Source organism: Sphingomonas cremea, from assembly GCF_021502585.1.
GTDB lineage: Bacteria > Pseudomonadota > Alphaproteobacteria > Sphingomonadales > Sphingomonadaceae > Sphingomicrobium > Sphingomicrobium cremea.
This window is the reverse complement of the sequence record NZ_JAKFGM010000002.1, coordinates 500,821-517,520: the sequence shown is the minus strand read 5'-3', so window position 1 is coordinate 517,520 and position 16,700 is coordinate 500,821. Positions and strand designations below refer to the sequence as shown.

Annotated in this window: 17 protein-coding genes and 1 tRNA gene; 5 read left to right on the top strand and 13 right to left on the bottom strand. The window is 61.3% G+C overall.

Features of this window, described 5'->3' with window-relative positions:
- Positions 1-6 precede the first annotated feature (6 nt).
- From LVY65_RS09035 to LVY65_RS09005, 7 genes are all read right to left on the bottom strand, one after another.
- The gene (locus tag LVY65_RS09035) at positions 7-1,224 is read right to left on the bottom strand and encodes a copper resistance protein B (protein WP_235067718.1); all 1,218 of its coding nucleotides are present in this window, start codon (positions 1,222-1,224) and stop codon (positions 7-9) included.
- Complete coding sequence (locus LVY65_RS09030; protein ID WP_235067717.1) at positions 1,221-2,942, bottom strand: copper resistance system multicopper oxidase; 1,722 nt, start codon at positions 2,940-2,942, stop codon at positions 1,221-1,223. The genes LVY65_RS09035 and LVY65_RS09030 overlap by 4 nt, the downstream gene beginning before the upstream one ends.
- An 82-nt stretch (positions 2,943-3,024) precedes the next feature.
- Positions 3,025-3,282 (bottom strand): hypothetical protein, encoded by a 258-nt coding sequence (locus tag LVY65_RS09025; protein WP_235067716.1) that lies wholly within the window; start codon positions 3,280-3,282, stop codon positions 3,025-3,027.
- A 38-nt stretch (positions 3,283-3,320) separates the two neighbouring features.
- Complete coding sequence (locus tag LVY65_RS09020) at positions 3,321-3,728, bottom strand: hypothetical protein (protein WP_235067715.1); 408 nt, start codon at positions 3,726-3,728, stop codon at positions 3,321-3,323.
- Positions 3,725-4,120, bottom strand: coding sequence for a Cu(I)-responsive transcriptional regulator (gene cueR, locus LVY65_RS09015; protein ID WP_235067714.1), 396 nt, complete (start codon positions 4,118-4,120; stop codon positions 3,725-3,727). The genes LVY65_RS09020 and cueR overlap by 4 nt, the downstream gene beginning before the upstream one ends.
- Complete coding sequence (locus LVY65_RS09010) at positions 4,117-4,284, bottom strand: DUF2933 domain-containing protein (protein ID WP_235067713.1); 168 nt, start codon at positions 4,282-4,284, stop codon at positions 4,117-4,119. Before LVY65_RS09010 ends, cueR begins: the two co-directional genes overlap by 4 nt.
- Before the next feature lie 48 nt (positions 4,285-4,332).
- On the bottom strand, positions 4,333-6,648 hold the full coding sequence (locus LVY65_RS09005; protein ID WP_235067980.1) for a heavy metal translocating P-type ATPase: 2,316 nt from the start codon (positions 6,646-6,648) through the stop codon (positions 4,333-4,335).
- A gap of 354 nt (positions 6,649-7,002) precedes the next feature.
- On the opposite strand from LVY65_RS09005, the gene LVY65_RS09000 reads away from it, so the two are divergent.
- The gene (locus tag LVY65_RS09000) at positions 7,003-7,194 is read left to right on the top strand and encodes a hypothetical protein (RefSeq protein WP_235067712.1); all 192 of its coding nucleotides are present in this window, start codon (positions 7,003-7,005) and stop codon (positions 7,192-7,194) included.
- Between the two features lie 200 nt (positions 7,195-7,394).
- On the opposite strand, the gene LVY65_RS08995 is transcribed toward LVY65_RS09000, so the two are convergent.
- Positions 7,395-7,484, bottom strand: a tRNA-Ser gene (locus tag LVY65_RS08995).
- Between the two features lie 189 nt (positions 7,485-7,673).
- On the opposite strand from LVY65_RS08995, the gene LVY65_RS08990 reads away from it, so the two are divergent.
- The gene (locus tag LVY65_RS08990; protein ID WP_235067711.1) at positions 7,674-8,423 is read left to right on the top strand and encodes a Crp/Fnr family transcriptional regulator; all 750 of its coding nucleotides are present in this window, start codon (positions 7,674-7,676) and stop codon (positions 8,421-8,423) included.
- On the opposite strand, the gene pyrC is transcribed toward LVY65_RS08990, so the two are convergent.
- On the bottom strand, positions 8,420-9,436 hold the full coding sequence (gene pyrC, locus LVY65_RS08985) for a dihydroorotase (RefSeq protein ID WP_235067979.1): 1,017 nt from the start codon (positions 9,434-9,436) through the stop codon (positions 8,420-8,422). The two genes, LVY65_RS08990 and pyrC, sit on opposite strands and share 4 nt — an antisense overlap.
- Before the next feature lie 28 nt (positions 9,437-9,464).
- On the opposite strand from pyrC, the gene ygfZ reads away from it, so the two are divergent.
- Positions 9,465-10,175, top strand: a complete 711-nt coding sequence (ygfZ, locus tag LVY65_RS08980) for a CAF17-like 4Fe-4S cluster assembly/insertion protein YgfZ (protein ID WP_235067710.1) — start codon at positions 9,465-9,467, stop codon at positions 10,173-10,175.
- A gap of 9 nt (positions 10,176-10,184) precedes the next feature.
- On the opposite strand, the gene LVY65_RS08975 is transcribed toward ygfZ, so the two are convergent.
- Together LVY65_RS08975 and acnA are read right to left on the bottom strand one after the other, a co-directional pair.
- Positions 10,185-10,430: a CBU_0592 family membrane protein gene (locus tag LVY65_RS08975; RefSeq protein WP_456242942.1), complete on the bottom strand. Its 246-nt coding sequence runs from the start codon at positions 10,428-10,430 to the stop codon at positions 10,185-10,187.
- A gap of 23 nt (positions 10,431-10,453) precedes the next feature.
- On the bottom strand, positions 10,454-13,132 hold the full coding sequence (gene acnA, locus LVY65_RS08970; RefSeq protein WP_235067708.1) for an aconitate hydratase AcnA: 2,679 nt from the start codon (positions 13,130-13,132) through the stop codon (positions 10,454-10,456).
- A gap of 394 nt (positions 13,133-13,526) precedes the next feature.
- On the opposite strand from acnA, the gene LVY65_RS08965 reads away from it, so the two are divergent.
- Both LVY65_RS08965 and LVY65_RS08960 read left to right on the top strand, forming a co-directional pair.
- Entirely contained in the window at positions 13,527-14,051 is a 525-nt protein-coding gene (locus LVY65_RS08965; protein WP_235067707.1) for an acyloxyacyl hydrolase, read from the top strand.
- 93 nt (positions 14,052-14,144) lie between these two features.
- Entirely contained in the window at positions 14,145-14,708 is a 564-nt protein-coding gene (locus LVY65_RS08960) for a DUF2585 family protein (protein ID WP_235067706.1), read from the top strand.
- Here LVY65_RS08960 and LVY65_RS08955 read toward each other — a convergent pair.
- On the bottom strand, positions 14,705-15,259 hold the full coding sequence (locus LVY65_RS08955) for a DUF4142 domain-containing protein (protein WP_235067705.1): 555 nt from the start codon (positions 15,257-15,259) through the stop codon (positions 14,705-14,707). The two genes, LVY65_RS08960 and LVY65_RS08955, sit on opposite strands and share 4 nt — an antisense overlap.
- Positions 15,249-16,643, bottom strand: a complete 1,395-nt coding sequence (fumC, locus tag LVY65_RS08950) for a class II fumarate hydratase (RefSeq protein WP_235067704.1) — start codon at positions 16,641-16,643, stop codon at positions 15,249-15,251. The genes LVY65_RS08955 and fumC overlap by 11 nt, the downstream gene beginning before the upstream one ends.
- Positions 16,644-16,700 lie beyond the last annotated feature (57 nt).

The window sequence follows — 16,700 nt, the reverse complement described above, 5'->3', positions numbered from 1 at the left end:
CCATTCTCAGAGCCAGAAACGAACGCCGGCGATCAGGTTAAACCCACGTGGGTCATCGCCTTCGGCTCGCAAGAATCGGCGGGTGTCGCCGAACGCACGCTCATATTCGACGCCGATGTATGGGGCGCAAAGCGGCGAGAATTGGTAGCGCAGCCTGAGGCCAAGCGAGGCGTTCGTAAGACCAGAGCCGATGGCAAGCTCGGGAACGTCTTGCAGCGCGAGATTGACCTCCGCGCGAGGTTGCACGATCAGCTTCTGAGTGATGCGAAGGTCATATTCACCTTCTGCACGCGCCGTGACTTCGCCCTTGTTGGATAGAAAGACTGCGCCTTCGACTTCCCACCAGTAGGGGGCGAGCCCCTCAATGCCGAGCACCAGATGGCTGCGGTTCGGCCCCGGCTGCGGGTCGTAACGGACGCCCGTCTGGAGGTCGAAGAAGGGGCCGATGGCGTGACTCCAAAGAGCTTGAACCTCGGCATGCTCGAGCTTCTTGCCCCAAGGCCCCTCGATCTCTGCCTTGGTCCAAAGCTTGTTGATGTCACCACCATACCAAGCTTGGATGTCGAGCAGATACGCATCGCGCCCCTCGCGAACGCGCGTCTCGGCGCGATCGACCAGGAACCGGCCGACCTTCGTTGTTCCATGCTCGGCGCTTAGGGTTTCGCGTGACTGGGGCTGCCCCGACCAATAGGTGTCGGCGGCCCATTCGGGTCCGGTCAGCGCTTCGGGAGGCGGCGGGCCAAGCGGCGGCGCGGGCGTCCCCATCTGACCCATATCGTGATCCTCCATGCCGGGCATCGCCGACATGTCATGGCCAGCATGCGCGTCCGCAGGTTGGGCTTGCGGCTGATCCTCGGTTGGCATCTGGTGACCAGCGTGGGGATTGGGCTGCTCTCCGGAAGGCACTGCGGGTATATCATTTCCCTGCATTTCCATTCCGGGCACGGCCGACATGGCATGGCCGGCGTGCTCGTCGGGCGCCGTGACCGGCTTCGAGGCAGCCGGCTTCCTTACACCGACTTTCCTAATCGGAGCTTTTTTCGCTGGCGCCTTCTGGGCTCCCGGCTTTTTGGCAGAGGGCTTCTTCGCCGGAGCCTTTTTCGCGAGAGGCTTCTTTTCCGGCATCGGCATGGTCATACCCGGCATACTGTGGCCGGCATGCTGAGCAACGGCTGGCGAAGCGCTCAACGCGGTCGCGGCGAAAAAGAGAACGAGCGTCCTCACGCCGCGTCTCCGTCCATTGGCCGAATCTTGACAACCCGCATCATCCCCGCGTGCATGTGGTAGAGCAGGTGGCAGTGGAAGGCCCAGTCGCCTGGCGCATCCGCGGTCATGTCCAGGTCGATGTAACCGCCAGGCAGCACCCTTACCGTGTGCTTCGACGGCTGGTGTGCCCCGTGACCATTGACGATCTGCCAAAAGTGCCCGTGGATGTGCATCGGATGCGTCATCATCGTGTCGTTTATGAGCCGCATCCGCACGCGCTCGTTCCTGGCCAGGCGGTAGGGCTCTGGGTTCTCGCTCAGCTTCTCGCCATCCATCGACCACATGAACCGTTCCATGTTGCCGGTCAGGTGGATGTCGATGCGACGGGTCGGCGGTCGCGTATCGGCATTCGGCTTGAGCGAAACGAGGTCTTTGTAGGTCAGGACCTTGTGCCCGACATTGTCGAGGCCGATGCCGGGATCACCGCTGCGGTCCATTGGCATCGGCGCGATCATGTCGACACCGGCACCGACTTTGAAGTCGACCTTGGACTTGTCGCGCATGTCGTGGACCATCGGCGTGTTACTCGCTGTGCCATGACCGGCGTGCGCACCATGACCCGTCATGCCCATATCCACCATCGTTAGTGTTGGGCGCTCGCGTAGCGGCGGCACGGCCGCGCGCATTCCGGCACGGGGCGCCAGCGTGGCCACGCCCATACCTGAGCGATCGATGCTTTCGGCGACAAAAGCGTAAGCCTGGTCCTCGGGATGGACGATGACGTCATATGTCTCCGCATTGCCGATCTGGAGTTCCTCCACCTCGACAGGACGAACATCGACTCCGTCAGCGGCAACAACGGTCAACTTGAGGCCCGGAATGCGCAGGTTGAAGATAGTTTGGGTGGCCGCGTTGATGATGCGCAGGCGCACTCGTTCGCCAGGCGAGAACAGTCCGGTCCAGTTTTCCGCGGGGCTGTGGCCATTGACCATGAAGGTGTAGGCGGCCGCGGTGATGTCGGCGATATCAGTCGGGTCCATCCGCATCTTCGCGAACATCTTGCGGTCGGTCGGCGATAGCGGATCATGCTTGTCATTCATCCTGTCCGCCAGCGTTCGCTTGTTTCGGTTGAAAAAGCCCCCTTCCTGCTTGAGCCGCGTGAAGATCATGTGCGGGTGCATAAAGCTCCAGTCGGAGAGAACGATCACATGCTCGCGATCATAGGCGACTGGGTCGGGGCCTGCCGGGTCGATGATGATCGGACCGTAATGGCCGAGCTGCTCCTGCAACCCGCTGTGACTGTGATACCAATATGTGCCCGACTGCTTGATCGGAAAATCAGAGGTGAAGCTCTGGCCGGGCCGGATGCCGGGGAAGCTAACGCCGGGAACGCCATCCATCTGGAACGGCACGAGGAGGCCATGCCAGTGAATCGAAGTGTCCTCGGCCAGCCGGTTTTCGACGGTAATGCGGACATTCTGGCCTTGCTTGAGGCGGAGCAGCGGTGCTGGGATGGTGCCGTTGATTGTGACGGCGTGCCCGAGCCGGCCGTCGACTGTAAAACCGGAGTTGGCAACGATCATGCGGATGTCCTCGCCGCTGAGCGTGCCTTGGTTTTTGGCTGCTACACCATGACTGAGCGCGCGTGCCCAGGCAGGTTGCAGGCCAGCAGCGGCTGCCAATGCGGCGCCGCCGCCAAGGAAGGCTCTGCGGCCGAGGGAAACAGAATAGGTCATGGCGTTCTCCGCGCCTAACGAGCGCCAAAGGCTGTCTTTGTTTGGAAGAAGGGGCGCCGCCGTTGGACGGCGCCCCGACTAGTTAGTGGGTGTGGCCTTCGTGCTCGGACGCAGGCGCGGCCTGCTTGGCCTCGCCCTTCTCATCCATGCATTCCATCTTGCCACCGGATTGCTTCATCTTTTCGCAGCAATCCATGCCGTCGTGCATGCCCTGCTGGTGCTTGCTATGGTCCATTTCCATTTGCTGGTGATGGCCAGCATGCGGATCGGTAGCGGGTGCGGTCTGAGCCGCGGCGGGAACAGCCAGAGCGAGCGCTAGTGCGCCAAAAATCATCTTCATTTCTTGTCTCCGTGAAATCGAATTGGGTTAAATCGACTTCACGCCAGACGCGGAGGGGGGGTCGGCAGTTCGGCCAGGAAACTGTGCTGGAACTGAACCAACGCAGGTCGCTCGATAAGCCGTGAGAAACTATGCGGTTCAAATGAAGTCATTGGGGTGACTGCAACCGCTGTGCACATCGCGACGCAACAAGACTTTTCCGTCGACTTGCCGTGATCGCCCTTGGCTGGCTGGCCGTCGCAGTGACCCTTGTTCATCATTTGGCTGCTGTGATCGGCAGGCGCCATCGCCATCGCGCTGCCGGTTTGCATCGCAAGCGGGGAGAACAGCATCGCGAACGCGATCAGAATCGCAAAGAGCGGGCGTAAATTCACGGATGGCGATATGGCGTCGATCGGCCCGATATTCAATCGAGTGTCTGCGCCGTTGATCGAAATCCTCATCATGGCGTTCCCCACTCGAGTTCGTGCAAAATCGGGCAATCCGGCCGGTCATCGCCGTGGCAAGTATCGGCCAAATGCTCCAGCGTGCATCGCATAGACTCCAGTGCAGCAGCCCGCGCATGGAGTTCGGCCGCACGAGACAAAGCAAGCTTCTTTACCTCAGCGCTCGGCCGGTCACGATCACGCCACAATGCAAGCAGGGTGCGGATTTCCTCGATCGGAAATCCCAGATCGCGAGCGCGGCCGATAAAACGCAGCGTGTAGACGTCACGCTGGTCATAGTCACGGTAACCGGAATTGCGGCGTACAGCCGGCGGGATCAGTCCAATTTTTTCGTAATGCCTGATCATGCGCTGTGAGATGCCGCTAGAGCTGGAGGCTTGCCCGATGTTCACCTGCCGTGCTCACCAGATTGTCCATGTCCATGCCCACGATGCATGAAAAGGTGCATGATCGGACAGGCTAGAAACAGCAGATAAGGCGCCAGGCCTAGCGCATGGCCCCAATGATCGCGCAGAAGCCAGAACAGAGCCGCTGATGCGACTGCCACGACCGTCATAAGGGAGAAGCCCCTGAACCGTCCGCTCATTTCAACCTCCCAACCAGACTATCCGAGCTGGACCGTGCGCAGCCGCAGCGAGTTGCCAATGACCGCCACCGAGCTGAACGCCATCGCAGCGCCAGCGATAATCGGGCTCAATAAAATTCCAAACCAGGGGTAGAGGACCCCGGCAGCGATCGGCACACCGGCCGCGTTGAACACAAAGGAGAAGAACAAGTTTTCGCGAATGTTGCGCATGGTGGCGCGGCTGAGGCGGCGTGCTCGGACGATACCGCTGAGATCGCCCTTCACTAGCGTTACGGCGGCACTTTCCATGGCGACATCCGTGCCGGTGCCCATGGCGATTCCGACATCGGCAGCCGCCAGGGCGGGAGCATCGTTGATCCCGTCACCAGCCATGCCCACGCGGCGCCCTTCTCGGCGCAGCCTTTCAACCATCGCCTGTTTTTGATCGGGCAGCACATCGGCAAGCACTTCGTCGATCCCGCCGATCTTGCGCGCGACGGCTTCGGCTGTGCGCCGGTTGTCGCCGGTCATCATGACCACGCGCACGCCATGCTTGCGGAGGTTGGCCACCGCCGCGACCGCACTCTCCTTGATCGGGTCCGCGACCACCACCAGCCCGGCGAGCTTCTGATCGATCGCGACAAACATCACGCCCTGGCCCTCACCTCGCAGCGGATCGGCTTCCGCGTCGAGCGAGGCGGTATCGACTCCAAGGGCTGCCATCATCGGCTTGTTGCCGAGCGCGACTGCGCGGTCCGCAACCTTTCCAGTCACGCCCTTGCCGGTATGCGACTTAAAATTGGCAGCCGGCACCGCCTCGGCGCCGCGCTCTTCCGCACCCTCGACGATCGCCGCGGCAAGCGGATGTTCGCTGCCCTTTTCAAGCGAGGCTGCAAGTCGGAGGACCTCGTTCACCTCGAAGCCGTTGGCGGTCACCACCTTGACCAGCCGTGGTTTGCCAAGCGTTAGCGTGCCGGTCTTGTCGACCACCAGCGTGTCGATCTTTTCCATCAGCTCCAGCGCCTCAGCGTTCTTCACTAACACACCTTGCGTGGCACCCTTACCGGTGCCGACCATGATCGACATTGGCGTTGCGAGACCGAGTGCGCAGGGGCAGGCGATGATCAACACCGCGATGGCGTTGACTAGCGCATGAGGCAGCCGTGGCTCTGGTCCAGCAAACGACCAGACGATGAATGTCAGGACTGCGATCAGGACGACCCCCGGCACAAACCAACCAGACACCTTGTCAGCCAACTTCTGGATCGGCGCTCGCGAGCGCTGCGCCTCCGCAACCATGTGGACGATCTGCGACAGCATCGTGTCGCGGCCAACGCGCTCGGCCCTCATGAGCAGTGAGCCGGTGCCATTGACCGTGGCGCCGATTAGCTTTGTTCCTTCGACCTTCTCGACCGGAATCGGCTCGCCCGAGATCATCGACTCGTCGACCGAGCTCCTGCCTTCGAGCACGATGCCATCGACTGGCACTTTCTCGCCGGGGCGCACGCGCAACATGTCATCGACATGGACGTGCTCCAGCGGGATATCCTCTTCGATGCCGTCGCGAACCCGCCGCGCCGTCTTTGGAGCCAACCCCAGCAAGGCCCGGATCGCCTTTCCGGTAGCCGACCGGGCACGAAGCTCCAGAACTTGGCCGAGCAGCACCAAAGTGGTGATTGCCGCGGCCGCCTCGAAGTAGACCGGAACTAGCCCGCCCATCGTTCGCAGAGATGTTGGAAACAGTTCCGGTGCGAGAGCGCCCACGACGCTGTAGCCGTATGCGACGCCAACGCCGAGACCGATCAGCGTGAACATGTTGAGGTTGCGGGTTTTGAGCGAGGCCCACAGCCGCTCGAAGAACGGCCAGCCGCCCCACAAAACCACCGGCGTCGCCAGCGCGAGTTGGATCCACATCGAAAGGGCCATCGGGAATGGCTCCCATCCGAACAACTCAGCGCCGAAGGTCAGGACGACCAGTGGCAGGGTCAGCACGGCGCTCACCCAGAAACGGCGGTTCATGTCGATCAGCTCGGGGTTGGGTCCCTCGTCGAACTTCGGCTCCAAGGGTTCCAGCGCCATGCCGCAGATGGGACATTGGCCGGGGCCATTGCGCCGGATCTGGGGATGCATCGGGCAGATCCAGATGGTGCCTTCGGCGGCCGCAGGCAGTTCACCGAGCGTCGGCGTTTGCATTTTCGGATGTGAGTCTTGTGGGTTGAGATAGCGGTCGGGAGCGGCCGTGAACTTGTCGCTGCATCCGGCACTGCAAAAATAGTATCGCGACCCGCCAGTGTCCGCGTGGTGAGGAGCGGCTTTGGGATCGACCATCATGCCGCAAACGAGGTCCTTCACCATCTCCTTGGTGTTATCATCGCGGCAGTGGTGCGTATGGCCTTGCGTGTGGTCCTGGCACTCGCCCATCGTCGAGACCCTTTTCAATCGACTCGCCTGCAAGGACTTATGAAGTCTGACATGATGTCAGGGTCAAACCATTGCGGGCGGTGCCTACATTCCTGGGGCCATCCCCGTCGAACTATCAAACTTGAGCCTAAGGAAAAGCTTCGCGCCTCCCAAATGCTTACCATAATCGCCCTCGAACGAGCGCGGGCCAAAATCCTTCGTGATCGAACTTCCCGCGAACAGGGAAAGGAGCTTACGCTTCAGCACAGATCGCTCGTAACCTAAGGTGAGCGCTCCAACCCATCGAAGATGTTCTGGACCATTCGTTTGCGTCAGCATGAGTTGCTCAGGCGTAATCTGCAAAAGCTCGGCGCGGCGGTGCTGGCAATTAGCCTGTCGATTGGCCTCGCCGCAGGCGGATGGCTCGGCGTGATTGCTAGAGGAAAGCCCGATCTGTGGGCCGCATGGACCAACTGGTGCGCTATCCGTCGCGTTGGCTGAATGTCCACTTTGGGTCGAAGGCGGTCATTCGGCTTATGACCGCAATGGGTCGAAACCGGTCATAAGAGATTCGGGCGAAGCGCTGGTCATGAGCCGCTGCAGTGCCAAGCGCGATTAGGCCCAAGCGATCATTGCATTGGGGAGCGTTTATGGGAACTAACGCTCTTGCTTCAATTTTTTCGCAATTTTCTAGGTAGAACTGGCGGAGACGGAGGGATTCGAACCCTCGATACGGTTTCCCGTATGACGCTTTAGCAAAGCGTTGGTTTCAGCCACTCACCCACGTCTCCGGGATCCGAGGCGCGCAGGCTTTCTGGGGGAAGGCCGAGCACGGAGGACTGAGCGCGGCTTTAGCGAACGAAGTTACCGCGTTCAACCGCCCATGGCGCCTAGCTTGCGATATTCGTCGTTGGCGGCATGAAACGATTCGATTGGCCGATCATTGGATATCTGTTTCCCCACCAAAGGGACGTCATTCCATGACCGAGATCCGCTACGCTCCACCTTCGATCGGGGACGCCTTTTCCGGCAATCGCCTGCTTTCGACCTTCCCAAACGAGCTGCGTCAATTGCTGGAATCGCGCCTGCAGATGGTCGATCTCGATTTGGGCATGACGGTTCTGCGCCGCGGGGTCGATGTGGACCACTCGCTTTTCCCGTTCGGTCCTACGATGATTTCGATGGTCGTCGATCTTGATGACGGGCGGTCGGTCGAGGTCGCGTCGATTGGCCGTGAGGGCGCGGTCGGTGGGATCATCAGTTGCGGCCGCGCTCCGGCCTTTACCCGGGCGGAGGTAATCGTTGCTGGCCCGGCGGCCAAAGTCCCCATGGCGGTGATCGAGGAAGCCAAGAGCCGTTCCGCCCATCTCCGCAACCTTTACTGCCGCTACGCGGACTATTTGCTTGCGCAGATCATGCAGACAGTCGCCTGCAATAGCTTCCATGCCATCGAGGCCAGGGCCGCACGCTGGCTGCTGACGGCACAGGACCGGGCGGGCGACAGGCTCGAACTAACCCAGGAGTCCCTAGCCGGGCTGCTTGGCGTACAACGGACTACCGTCAATGCGGTTGCCCGCGAGCTGCAGGACGAAGGGTTGATCACCACCAGGCGGGGAATCATCGAGGTGCATGATCGCGGCGGACTCGAGCGCCGGGCATGCGAATGCTATGACCGGGTCGAGCATTTCTTCGGCGACATCGTGGGGCCGAAGGGGATTGGCATAGCTTAGCCGGCCACTCGCCAGCCTATCGTCTCGCCGGCGTGGAAGGGCACCAGCCCGTCGACCGTGTCGGGTACAAGCTGGTCAGAGCGCTCCAGCGTTATCGTCCCGTCATTGAGCGGCAAGCCATAGAAACGCGGGCCGTGCTCGGACGCGAAGCCTTCGAACTTGTCGAGCGCCTTCTCTTCCTCGAACACCGTGGCATAGCTTTCGAGTGCGAATGGCGCATTGAATATACCCGCGCATCCGCAGGCCGATTCCTTGGCTTCACGCGCGTGGGGGGCGCTATCGGTACCAAGGAAAAATTTGGGGGAGCCGCTGACCCCCGCCTTTCGCACTGCCAGGCGATGCTCCTCACGCTTCAGCACGGGCAGGCAATAGGCGTGAGGGCGGAGACCACCCTGAAACAGGGCGTTGCGATTGAGATGGAGGTGTTGCGGGGTAATTGTCGCGGCAACCGTCGCGGGCGCGTCGGCGACGAACTGGGCGGCCTGCTTCGTGGTGATATGTTCCAGCACGACCTTGAGAGCGGGAAAATCACGGACGATTCCCGTAAGGATGCGGTCGATGAACACCGCCTCACGGTCGAAGACGTCCACGGCAGGGTCGGTCACCTCGCCATGAACGCATAAAATCATTCCGATCCGCTCCATTCGCTCCAGGGCCGGGTGGATGTTGCGGATATCGGTGACGCCGCTGGCGCTATTAGTCGTCGCGCCCGCCGGGTAGAGCTTGGCGGCGACCCATACGCCCTCGGCGTGCCCGCGCCCCAGTTCGTCCGCATCGACATTATCGGTCAGATAGGCGGTCATCAGCGGGGTGAAATTGGGGCCGGCGACCGAAACGATCCGGTCGCGATAGGCGACGGCCCCGTCGATGCTGGTCACCGGCGGAGCAAGATTGGGCATGACGATAGCCCGGGCGAACTGGCGTGCCGTGTGGGGCACGACCCGCTCGAGCATGTCCCCGTCGCGTAGATGGACGTGCCAATCGTCAGGGCGGCGCATGGTGATCGATTGCATATTCACGCGGGCTCCTTAGCTAAGCTGCATGCCCGCGACCACCCTCACCGACCGTGCCGTCCTCCGCCTTTCGGGCGCAGACGTCCGCGATTTCCTCCAGGGGCTCGTGACGCAAGACGTTGCAGGCGCGTTGCCGATGTGGGCCGGTCTGCTCACGCCCCAGGGCAAATGCCTGTTCGATTTCCTGGTCTGGGCAGATGGCGATGACCTGCTGATCGATTGCGAAAATGACGCAGCTGACGATCTTATCAAGCGATTATCGCTTTATCGGCTGCGCCGCCCCATTTCGATCGCTCGCGACGATAGCCTCGCGGTTCATTGGTCGCGGGACGTAAGTGCAGGCGTTGCGGACCCGCGGCTGGCGGAGCTGGGCCAACGCTGGCTTGCCCCCGCCAATGATCCGGTGACCGACTGGCCGGAACATCGCCTACGCCTTGGCGTCTGCGAAGGACGGGCAGAGCTGGGCGATCTGCTCTGGCTCGAATGCAACGCCACCGAATTGAACGGGGTCAGCTTCTCCAAGGGCTGCTTCGTCGGCCAGGAAAATACGGCGCGCATGAACTGGCGGCAAAAGGTCAATCGCCGACTGGTTGTAGTTGAGGGAGATGGCGGCGACCGGACAAGGGTTGGCTATCCCGAACTGGGTCTGGCAGTTGTGCACGCCCGTGCCGACGCCATCCCACCAAATGCCATCATTCCGGCGTGGCTGGAGGTGGCGCTTGGTGCGCCTGACGCCTAGCGGCTGCAGTCACCTGGCCGAGGTAGACAAATCCTTCTTGCGCGCGATCTGCCATAGCGCCACTCCCCCGATCAGCATCCAGATCACATTCAGCGCTGCCGAGGGCAGTGCGCCATGCCACCATCCATTAACAGTAAAGCCCGCCGCCCCGACCACATTCATCCACTGATAGAGCGCCGACTGGCCGGTCAGCTTGCCCATCGACAGCAGCAAATACGCGAGCAAGATCAACAGGGCGCCGGTCCAGCCGACAATCTCGACGAGGATCTCGGTGTAGGTCAGCTGGCCAGATTCCTTAGAACAAACTGGAGGATGCCGCCCGAGCGATAATATTCGAGTTCGTTGTAGGTATCGATGCGGCAGCGGGCGGTGATGTCGAAGGTCTTACCATTGGTGCGAGTGACCTTGACCGAGACGTCCTGGCGCGGTTCGATCGAGGCGATGCCTTCGATCGAATAAATTTCGCTACCGTCGATCTGGTAGGTGCTGGCGCCTTCGCCGTCGGCGAATTGGAGCGGGATGACGCCCATGCCGACCAGGTTCGAACGGTGAATGCGCTCGAAGCTCTCGGCCAGCACAGCCCGAACACCAAGTAATACGGTGCCCTTGGCGGCCCAGTCGCGCGACGAGCCGGTGCCATATTCCTTGCCGGCAATGACCACCAGTGGCGTACCGTCGGCCTGATACTTCATTGCCGCATCATATATCGGCATCACTTCTTCGGTAGGCGCGTAGCGGGTCATGCCGCCCTCGACCCCGTCAAGCATGCGGTTGCGGATGCGAATATTGGCGAAAGTGCCGCGCATCATGACTTCATGGTTGCCGCGGCGCGCGCCATAGCTGTTGAACTCCGCGCGGGGCACGCCATGATCGCTCAGATATTTCCCGGCAGGGCTGTCGAGCTTGATCGCGCCCGCTGGTGAAATGTGATCAGTGGTGATCGAATCGCCGAATACCGCAAGCGCCCGGGCCCCGCTTATGTCGGTCAGCGGCTTGGGGGTCATCGTCATTCCGGTGAAATAGGGCGGGTTTTGAATATAGGTCGACGTGGGCGGCCAATTGTAGGTTTCGCCACCAGTCACGTCGATCGCCCGCCAGCGATCGTCGCCATGATAGACGTCGGCATAGCGGCGGCGGAACATGTCGCTGTGGACATGGGCGTCGATCAGCGCGCGGACCTCATCGTTCGAAGGCCAGACATCCTTCAAGAATACGTCGACCCCGGCCTTGCTCTTACCCAGCGGCGTCTTGTTCATGTCGTTGCGGACGGTGCCCATCAGCGCATATGCGACCACCAGCGGCGGCGATGCTAGATAGTTGGCCCGGCAGTCCGGCGACACACGGCCTTCGAAGTTGCGGTTACCAGACAGCACCGACGCTGCGACGAGGTCATTCTCGGCAATCGCGGCGCTGATTTCCGGCGCGAGCGGGCCCGAATTTCCGATGCAGGTGGTGCAACCATAACCGACCAGGTTGAACCCGATCGCATCAAGATCCTCGCTCAAACCGCTGGCATTCAGATAGTCGGTCACCACCTGGCTTCCCGGGGCAAGCGATGTCTTTACCCAAGGTTTTGGCGTGAGGCCAAGCGCACGCGCCTTACGGGCAACCAGCCCGGCGGCAACAAGTACAGAGGGATTCGAGGTATTGGTGCAGCTGGTGATTGCGGCGATCATCACGTCGCCATTGCCAACATCGAACTCCCCGCCCTTTACGGGAACGCGGGGGGCATCACCCTTCTTGTAGGTAGCGATCAGCTCTTCGTTGAAGCGGTTGTCGACATCGCTCAGCAGCACCCGGTCCTGCGGACGCTTTGGCCCGGCGAGGCTCGGCTGGACAGAAGACATGTCCAGTTCCAGCGTGTCGGTGAACACCGGATCCGGAGTGGACGCATCACGCCACATGCCTTGCGCCTTGGCGTAAGCACGGACCAATTCGATGCGGACCTCGTCGCGGCCGGTGAGCTTGAGATAATCGACGGTCCGCTCATCGATCGGGAAGAAGCCGCAGGTCGCGCCATATTCGGGCGCCATGTTGGCGATCGTTGCGCGGTCGGCGAGGCTGAGCGCGTCGAGGCCGGGGCCGAAGAATTCGACGAAGCGGCCAACCACGCCCTTGGCGCGGAGCATCTGAGTCACGGTCAGCACCAGGTCGGTGGCGGTTATGCCTTCTTTGAGTTCGCCAGAAAGGCGGAAACCGACCACCTCGGGAATGAGCATCGAGACCGGCTGGCCGAGCATGGCCGCCTCCGCCTCGATCCCGCCGACGCCCCAGCCTAGAACGCCGAGCCCATTGATCATCGTCGTATGGCTGTCGGTGCCGACCAGCGTGTCAGGATAGGCGACTTCGTTGCCGTCCTGGTCGGTGCTGGTCCAAATCGTCTGGCCAATATTTTCAAGGTTCACTTGGTGACAGATGCCGGTGCCCGGCGGCACGACCTTGAAATTGTCGAATGCGTTCGATCCCCACTTCAGGAACTCGTAACGCTCGGCATTGCGCTGATATTCCAGCACGACGTTTTGCTCGAACGAACGCGGGGTGCCGAACTCATCGACCATGACGCTATGGTCGATGACCAAATGGACCGGGACCTGCGGGTTGATCTTCTGCGCGTCGCCGCCAAGCGACTTCATTGCATCGCGCATTGCGGCCAAGTCGACGACGGCCGGAACCCCGGTGAAGTCCTGCATCAGTACCCGCGCCGGGCGATACTGGATCTCCCGGTTGATCCGCCGCTCCTTCTGCCAGTCGACCATGCTCTGCAAATCGTCGCGAGTGACAGTGACCCCGTCCTCGAAACGCAGGAGGTTTTCCAGCAGCACCTTCATCGAGAAAGGCAGGCGGCTGACATCGCCGAGAGCAGCGGCGGCCTTTTCGAGCGAATAATAAAGGTAACTCTTGCCGCCGGCCTCCAGCGTCGAACGGGTCTTCAAACTGTCTTGGCCGGTAGGGATCATTCGCCAGTCCTCTAAGGTTGCATCGGATAGCCGCGCAGGAAGGCGGCGATTGGCCGCGCCCCTAGCAAGATTGGGACCCCAAGACAAAGGGTCGAGGGAGAAGATCGAATTCAAGCCTCGATCCGAAGGGGCCCGCAACGGCAATCCCCAGTGAAGCGCCATTGGGCAGCGACTGGCACCATGCCAGCGATCTAGATTCCAAAAATCAGTGAACCTGACGAGATGTTGACGCAATCCAGATCAATTAGCGTCAGCATAAGCTACATTTATTACATCAGAGCAGTAATTTAGGCAGTTTTTCGGCATAAATTGCTGTCCCGAAATGACTTTTGGACGCCCTACGGCTAATATCACCCTGATGCACTGTTGCCCCAGCCGAATCAGGGAGAGTGCAATGAAGGCCAGGCGTCTATTGCTCGCCACGCTTGCCGGCCTTGTCGCATCCTCGCCGGCCCATGCCGGCGAGCTGTTCGGTGGTGCTTACGCCCACGACATCGGCACGTCATTTTCCCGGAGCGGCCCCGAAGGTGGGATCGACATGCAGTTCGGCTGGCGGGGCGGACGCATTGGTCGCACACCGCTTCAGCCTTATGCCTTCCTTTCGGTAAATTCTGCGGGCGATACCCACTATGGTGCGGTTGGCCTTTCGGCCAAGTTCGGCAACCGGATCTTCGTCCGTCCCGGACTTGGCATCGCCGTCCACACCGGTTCTGCAGCAAACCATTTCGACCCCGCCAACGATGACATTGAGTTCGGCAGCCAGATACTCTTCGAACCGGAGTTCGGATTGGGTGCGCGAATGACCGATCGGTTGAGCATCGAGGCGAGTTGGGTTCACATGAGCCACGCGCACCTATTTGGCCGCCAGAATAGCGGTATCAATAACCTCGGCGTCCGCCTGACCTGGCAGCTGCGCTAAAGATATCGGAAGCCAGGGTGGTCCGACGGCTCAACCTCTTGTTGCCGAAGGCGTGCTTGGCAAGCCGGACATTGCTGCTTACCCATGCCGCCCATGCTGGCCACGCTGCCGCGGCCCAAGCCGCTTCACAGTCTTTTCGCTGTTTTGGGACTTTCGATCGCCATCCTCTGGGCGATGGGCCGGCCGCCGATCTGCACTTGCGGGTCGGTGACGGTTTGGGGCCAGGTCGGTCCAGCGCAGAGCCAGATGCTGGCCGACTGGTACAGCCCTAGTCACATCGTCCATGGCTTTCTCTTCTACTGGGCACTCAGTTGGCTATGGCCGAAGGCGAGCGTCGATCTGCGATTTCTGGCTGCATTGGTCGTCGAGGCCGCGTGGGAAATCATCGAGAACACCCCGATGATCATCGATCGCTACCGGGAGGCGACCATCGCGCTGGGCTACTCGGGCGATTCGATTATCAATTCGGCTAGCGACATAGCGATGATGGCATTGGGTTTCCTCGCTGCACGGCGTCTTCCCATTTGGGCCAGTGTAGCGGTCGTCCTGTTGCTGGAGCTGATCCCGCTCGTCGCCATCCGCGACAATCTCACGCTCAACATTTGGATGCTGCTGGCACCCAGTGACGCAATCCTGAACTGGCAGGCCGGAGCCTAGAGCTTCAAGAGAGCGGCGAGATTCTTCTCGCAGACCGGCGCCGCAAACCGGGCGACGGGACGAAGCGTCGGGCTGGAGCCGTTCGCCTCGAACGCCCGATGCGCCGCAGCGGCCTTTCTCAGCACCTTGGCAAGCTGGGCCTTGTAGGTCGCATCAAAGTTTGTGCTGGACGCCAGCAACTCAAGCATCGCCTGGTGCTCCGGCAGCGGCTGCGCAGATGGCAACAGGTCGATGCGCCGACCGGCAAAACTCAGCTGGGCACCGATTCCCATTTGGTCCATGACGACCTTTGTCGCGAACTTCTGGATCTTGTTGGTCGATCCGCGGCCTTCGGCAAAATTCGACGCTCGGACTGCGAACAGCGCGCTCGACGCGGTAAAGGCCATATAGCTTTCGGGATCCAACGCGACCGGGGCAGGCGTCGGTACTGCGGGCGGAGCGGTCGGCACCGGCGGCTGAGGCGCGGGCGCCTTGGGCGCGCAGCCGGCGAGCATAAGGGAAGCGAGCGCGGCGAACGCGCCGCCAATGCGAATGGCTTGGCTAGCGGCCAAGCATCTTCTCCGGCTTGACCACTCGGTCGAAAGTCTCCTCGTCGACCAGTTCCAATTCCAACCCGGCTTGTTTCAAGGTCAGGCCCTTCTTGTGCGCGTGCTTGGCGATCGTTGCGGCATTGTCATACCCGATTTCGGGAGCAAGCGCAGTCACCAGCATCAGCGACCGGTTCATCAGCTCGGCGATGCGTGTTTCGTCCGGCTCCAGGCCGTCGAGCGTCCGCTCGGTAAAGCTGTCCATGCCGTTCGACAGCAGGTTGATCGAGCGGATAACATTGGCGCCGATCAGCGGCTTGAACACGTTCAGCTCCAAATGGCCCTGGAGCCCGCCCACGGTGACTGCGACATGATTGCCCATCACCTGAGCGGCTACCATCGTCAGCATCTCGCACTGGGTCGGATTGACCTTGCCCGGCATGATCGAGCTGCCGGGCTCATTTTCCGGCAACTTCAATTCGCCGAGCCCGCAGCGTGGGCCCGAACCGAGCAGCCGGATATCATTGGCGATCTTCGTACAGCTGACGGCAATGGTATTGAGGACGCCGGACAGCTCAACCATCGTGTCGTGGGCGGCCAGTTCGGCGAATTTGTTGGGCGCCGACGTAAACGGCAGCTGGGTAAGGTTGGAAATTTCCTTGGCGAACGCGTCGGCGAAACCCTCCGGCGCATTAAGGCCGGTACCCACGGCAGTGCCGCCCTGTGCCAGCCGTAACACCCTTGGCAACGCCGCATCCACGCGGGCGATGTTGTCTTCGATCATCATCGCATAGCCTGAGAATTCCTGGCCAAGGGTCAGGGGCGTCGCATCCTGAAGGTGGGTGCGACCGATCTTGACGATCCTGTCCCAGCGCTTCGCCTGGTCGTCGAGCCGGGCGTGGAGCCTTTTCAGCGCCGGCAGCAGCTTCCGGTAAACCGCCAATCCGGCGGCAATGTGCATCGCGGTCGGGAAGCTATCGTTCGACGATTGCCCCTTGTTGACATGGTCGTTGGGATGGACCGGCGTCTTGCCGCCGCGCGTGCCGGTCAGCTGCTCATTTGCCCGCCCGGCAATCACTTCATTGGCGTTCATGTTCGACTGAGTGCCGGACCCGGTCTGCCAGATGACCAGTGGAAACTGACCATCGAGGTCACCTCGCGCCACTTCGCCGGCCGCCTGCTGGATCGCCTCGGCGATTTCCGGCGCAAGGCCGCCGATCCGGGCATTCACCCGCGCCGCGGCCTGCTTCACATAGCCTAGGGCGTGGACGATTTCGGCCGGCATCCGCTCGCGCTCGCCGAACGGAAAATTGGCGATGGAGCGCTCGGTTTGAGCCCCCCAATAGCTGTCGCCGGGCACCTCGATCGGGCCAAAGCTGTCGGTTTCGGTGCGAGTGTGCGTGCTCATGATCGTTCCTATGCCGTCATGCCGGACTTGATCCGGCATCTTCCTGTGCTTCCCGCC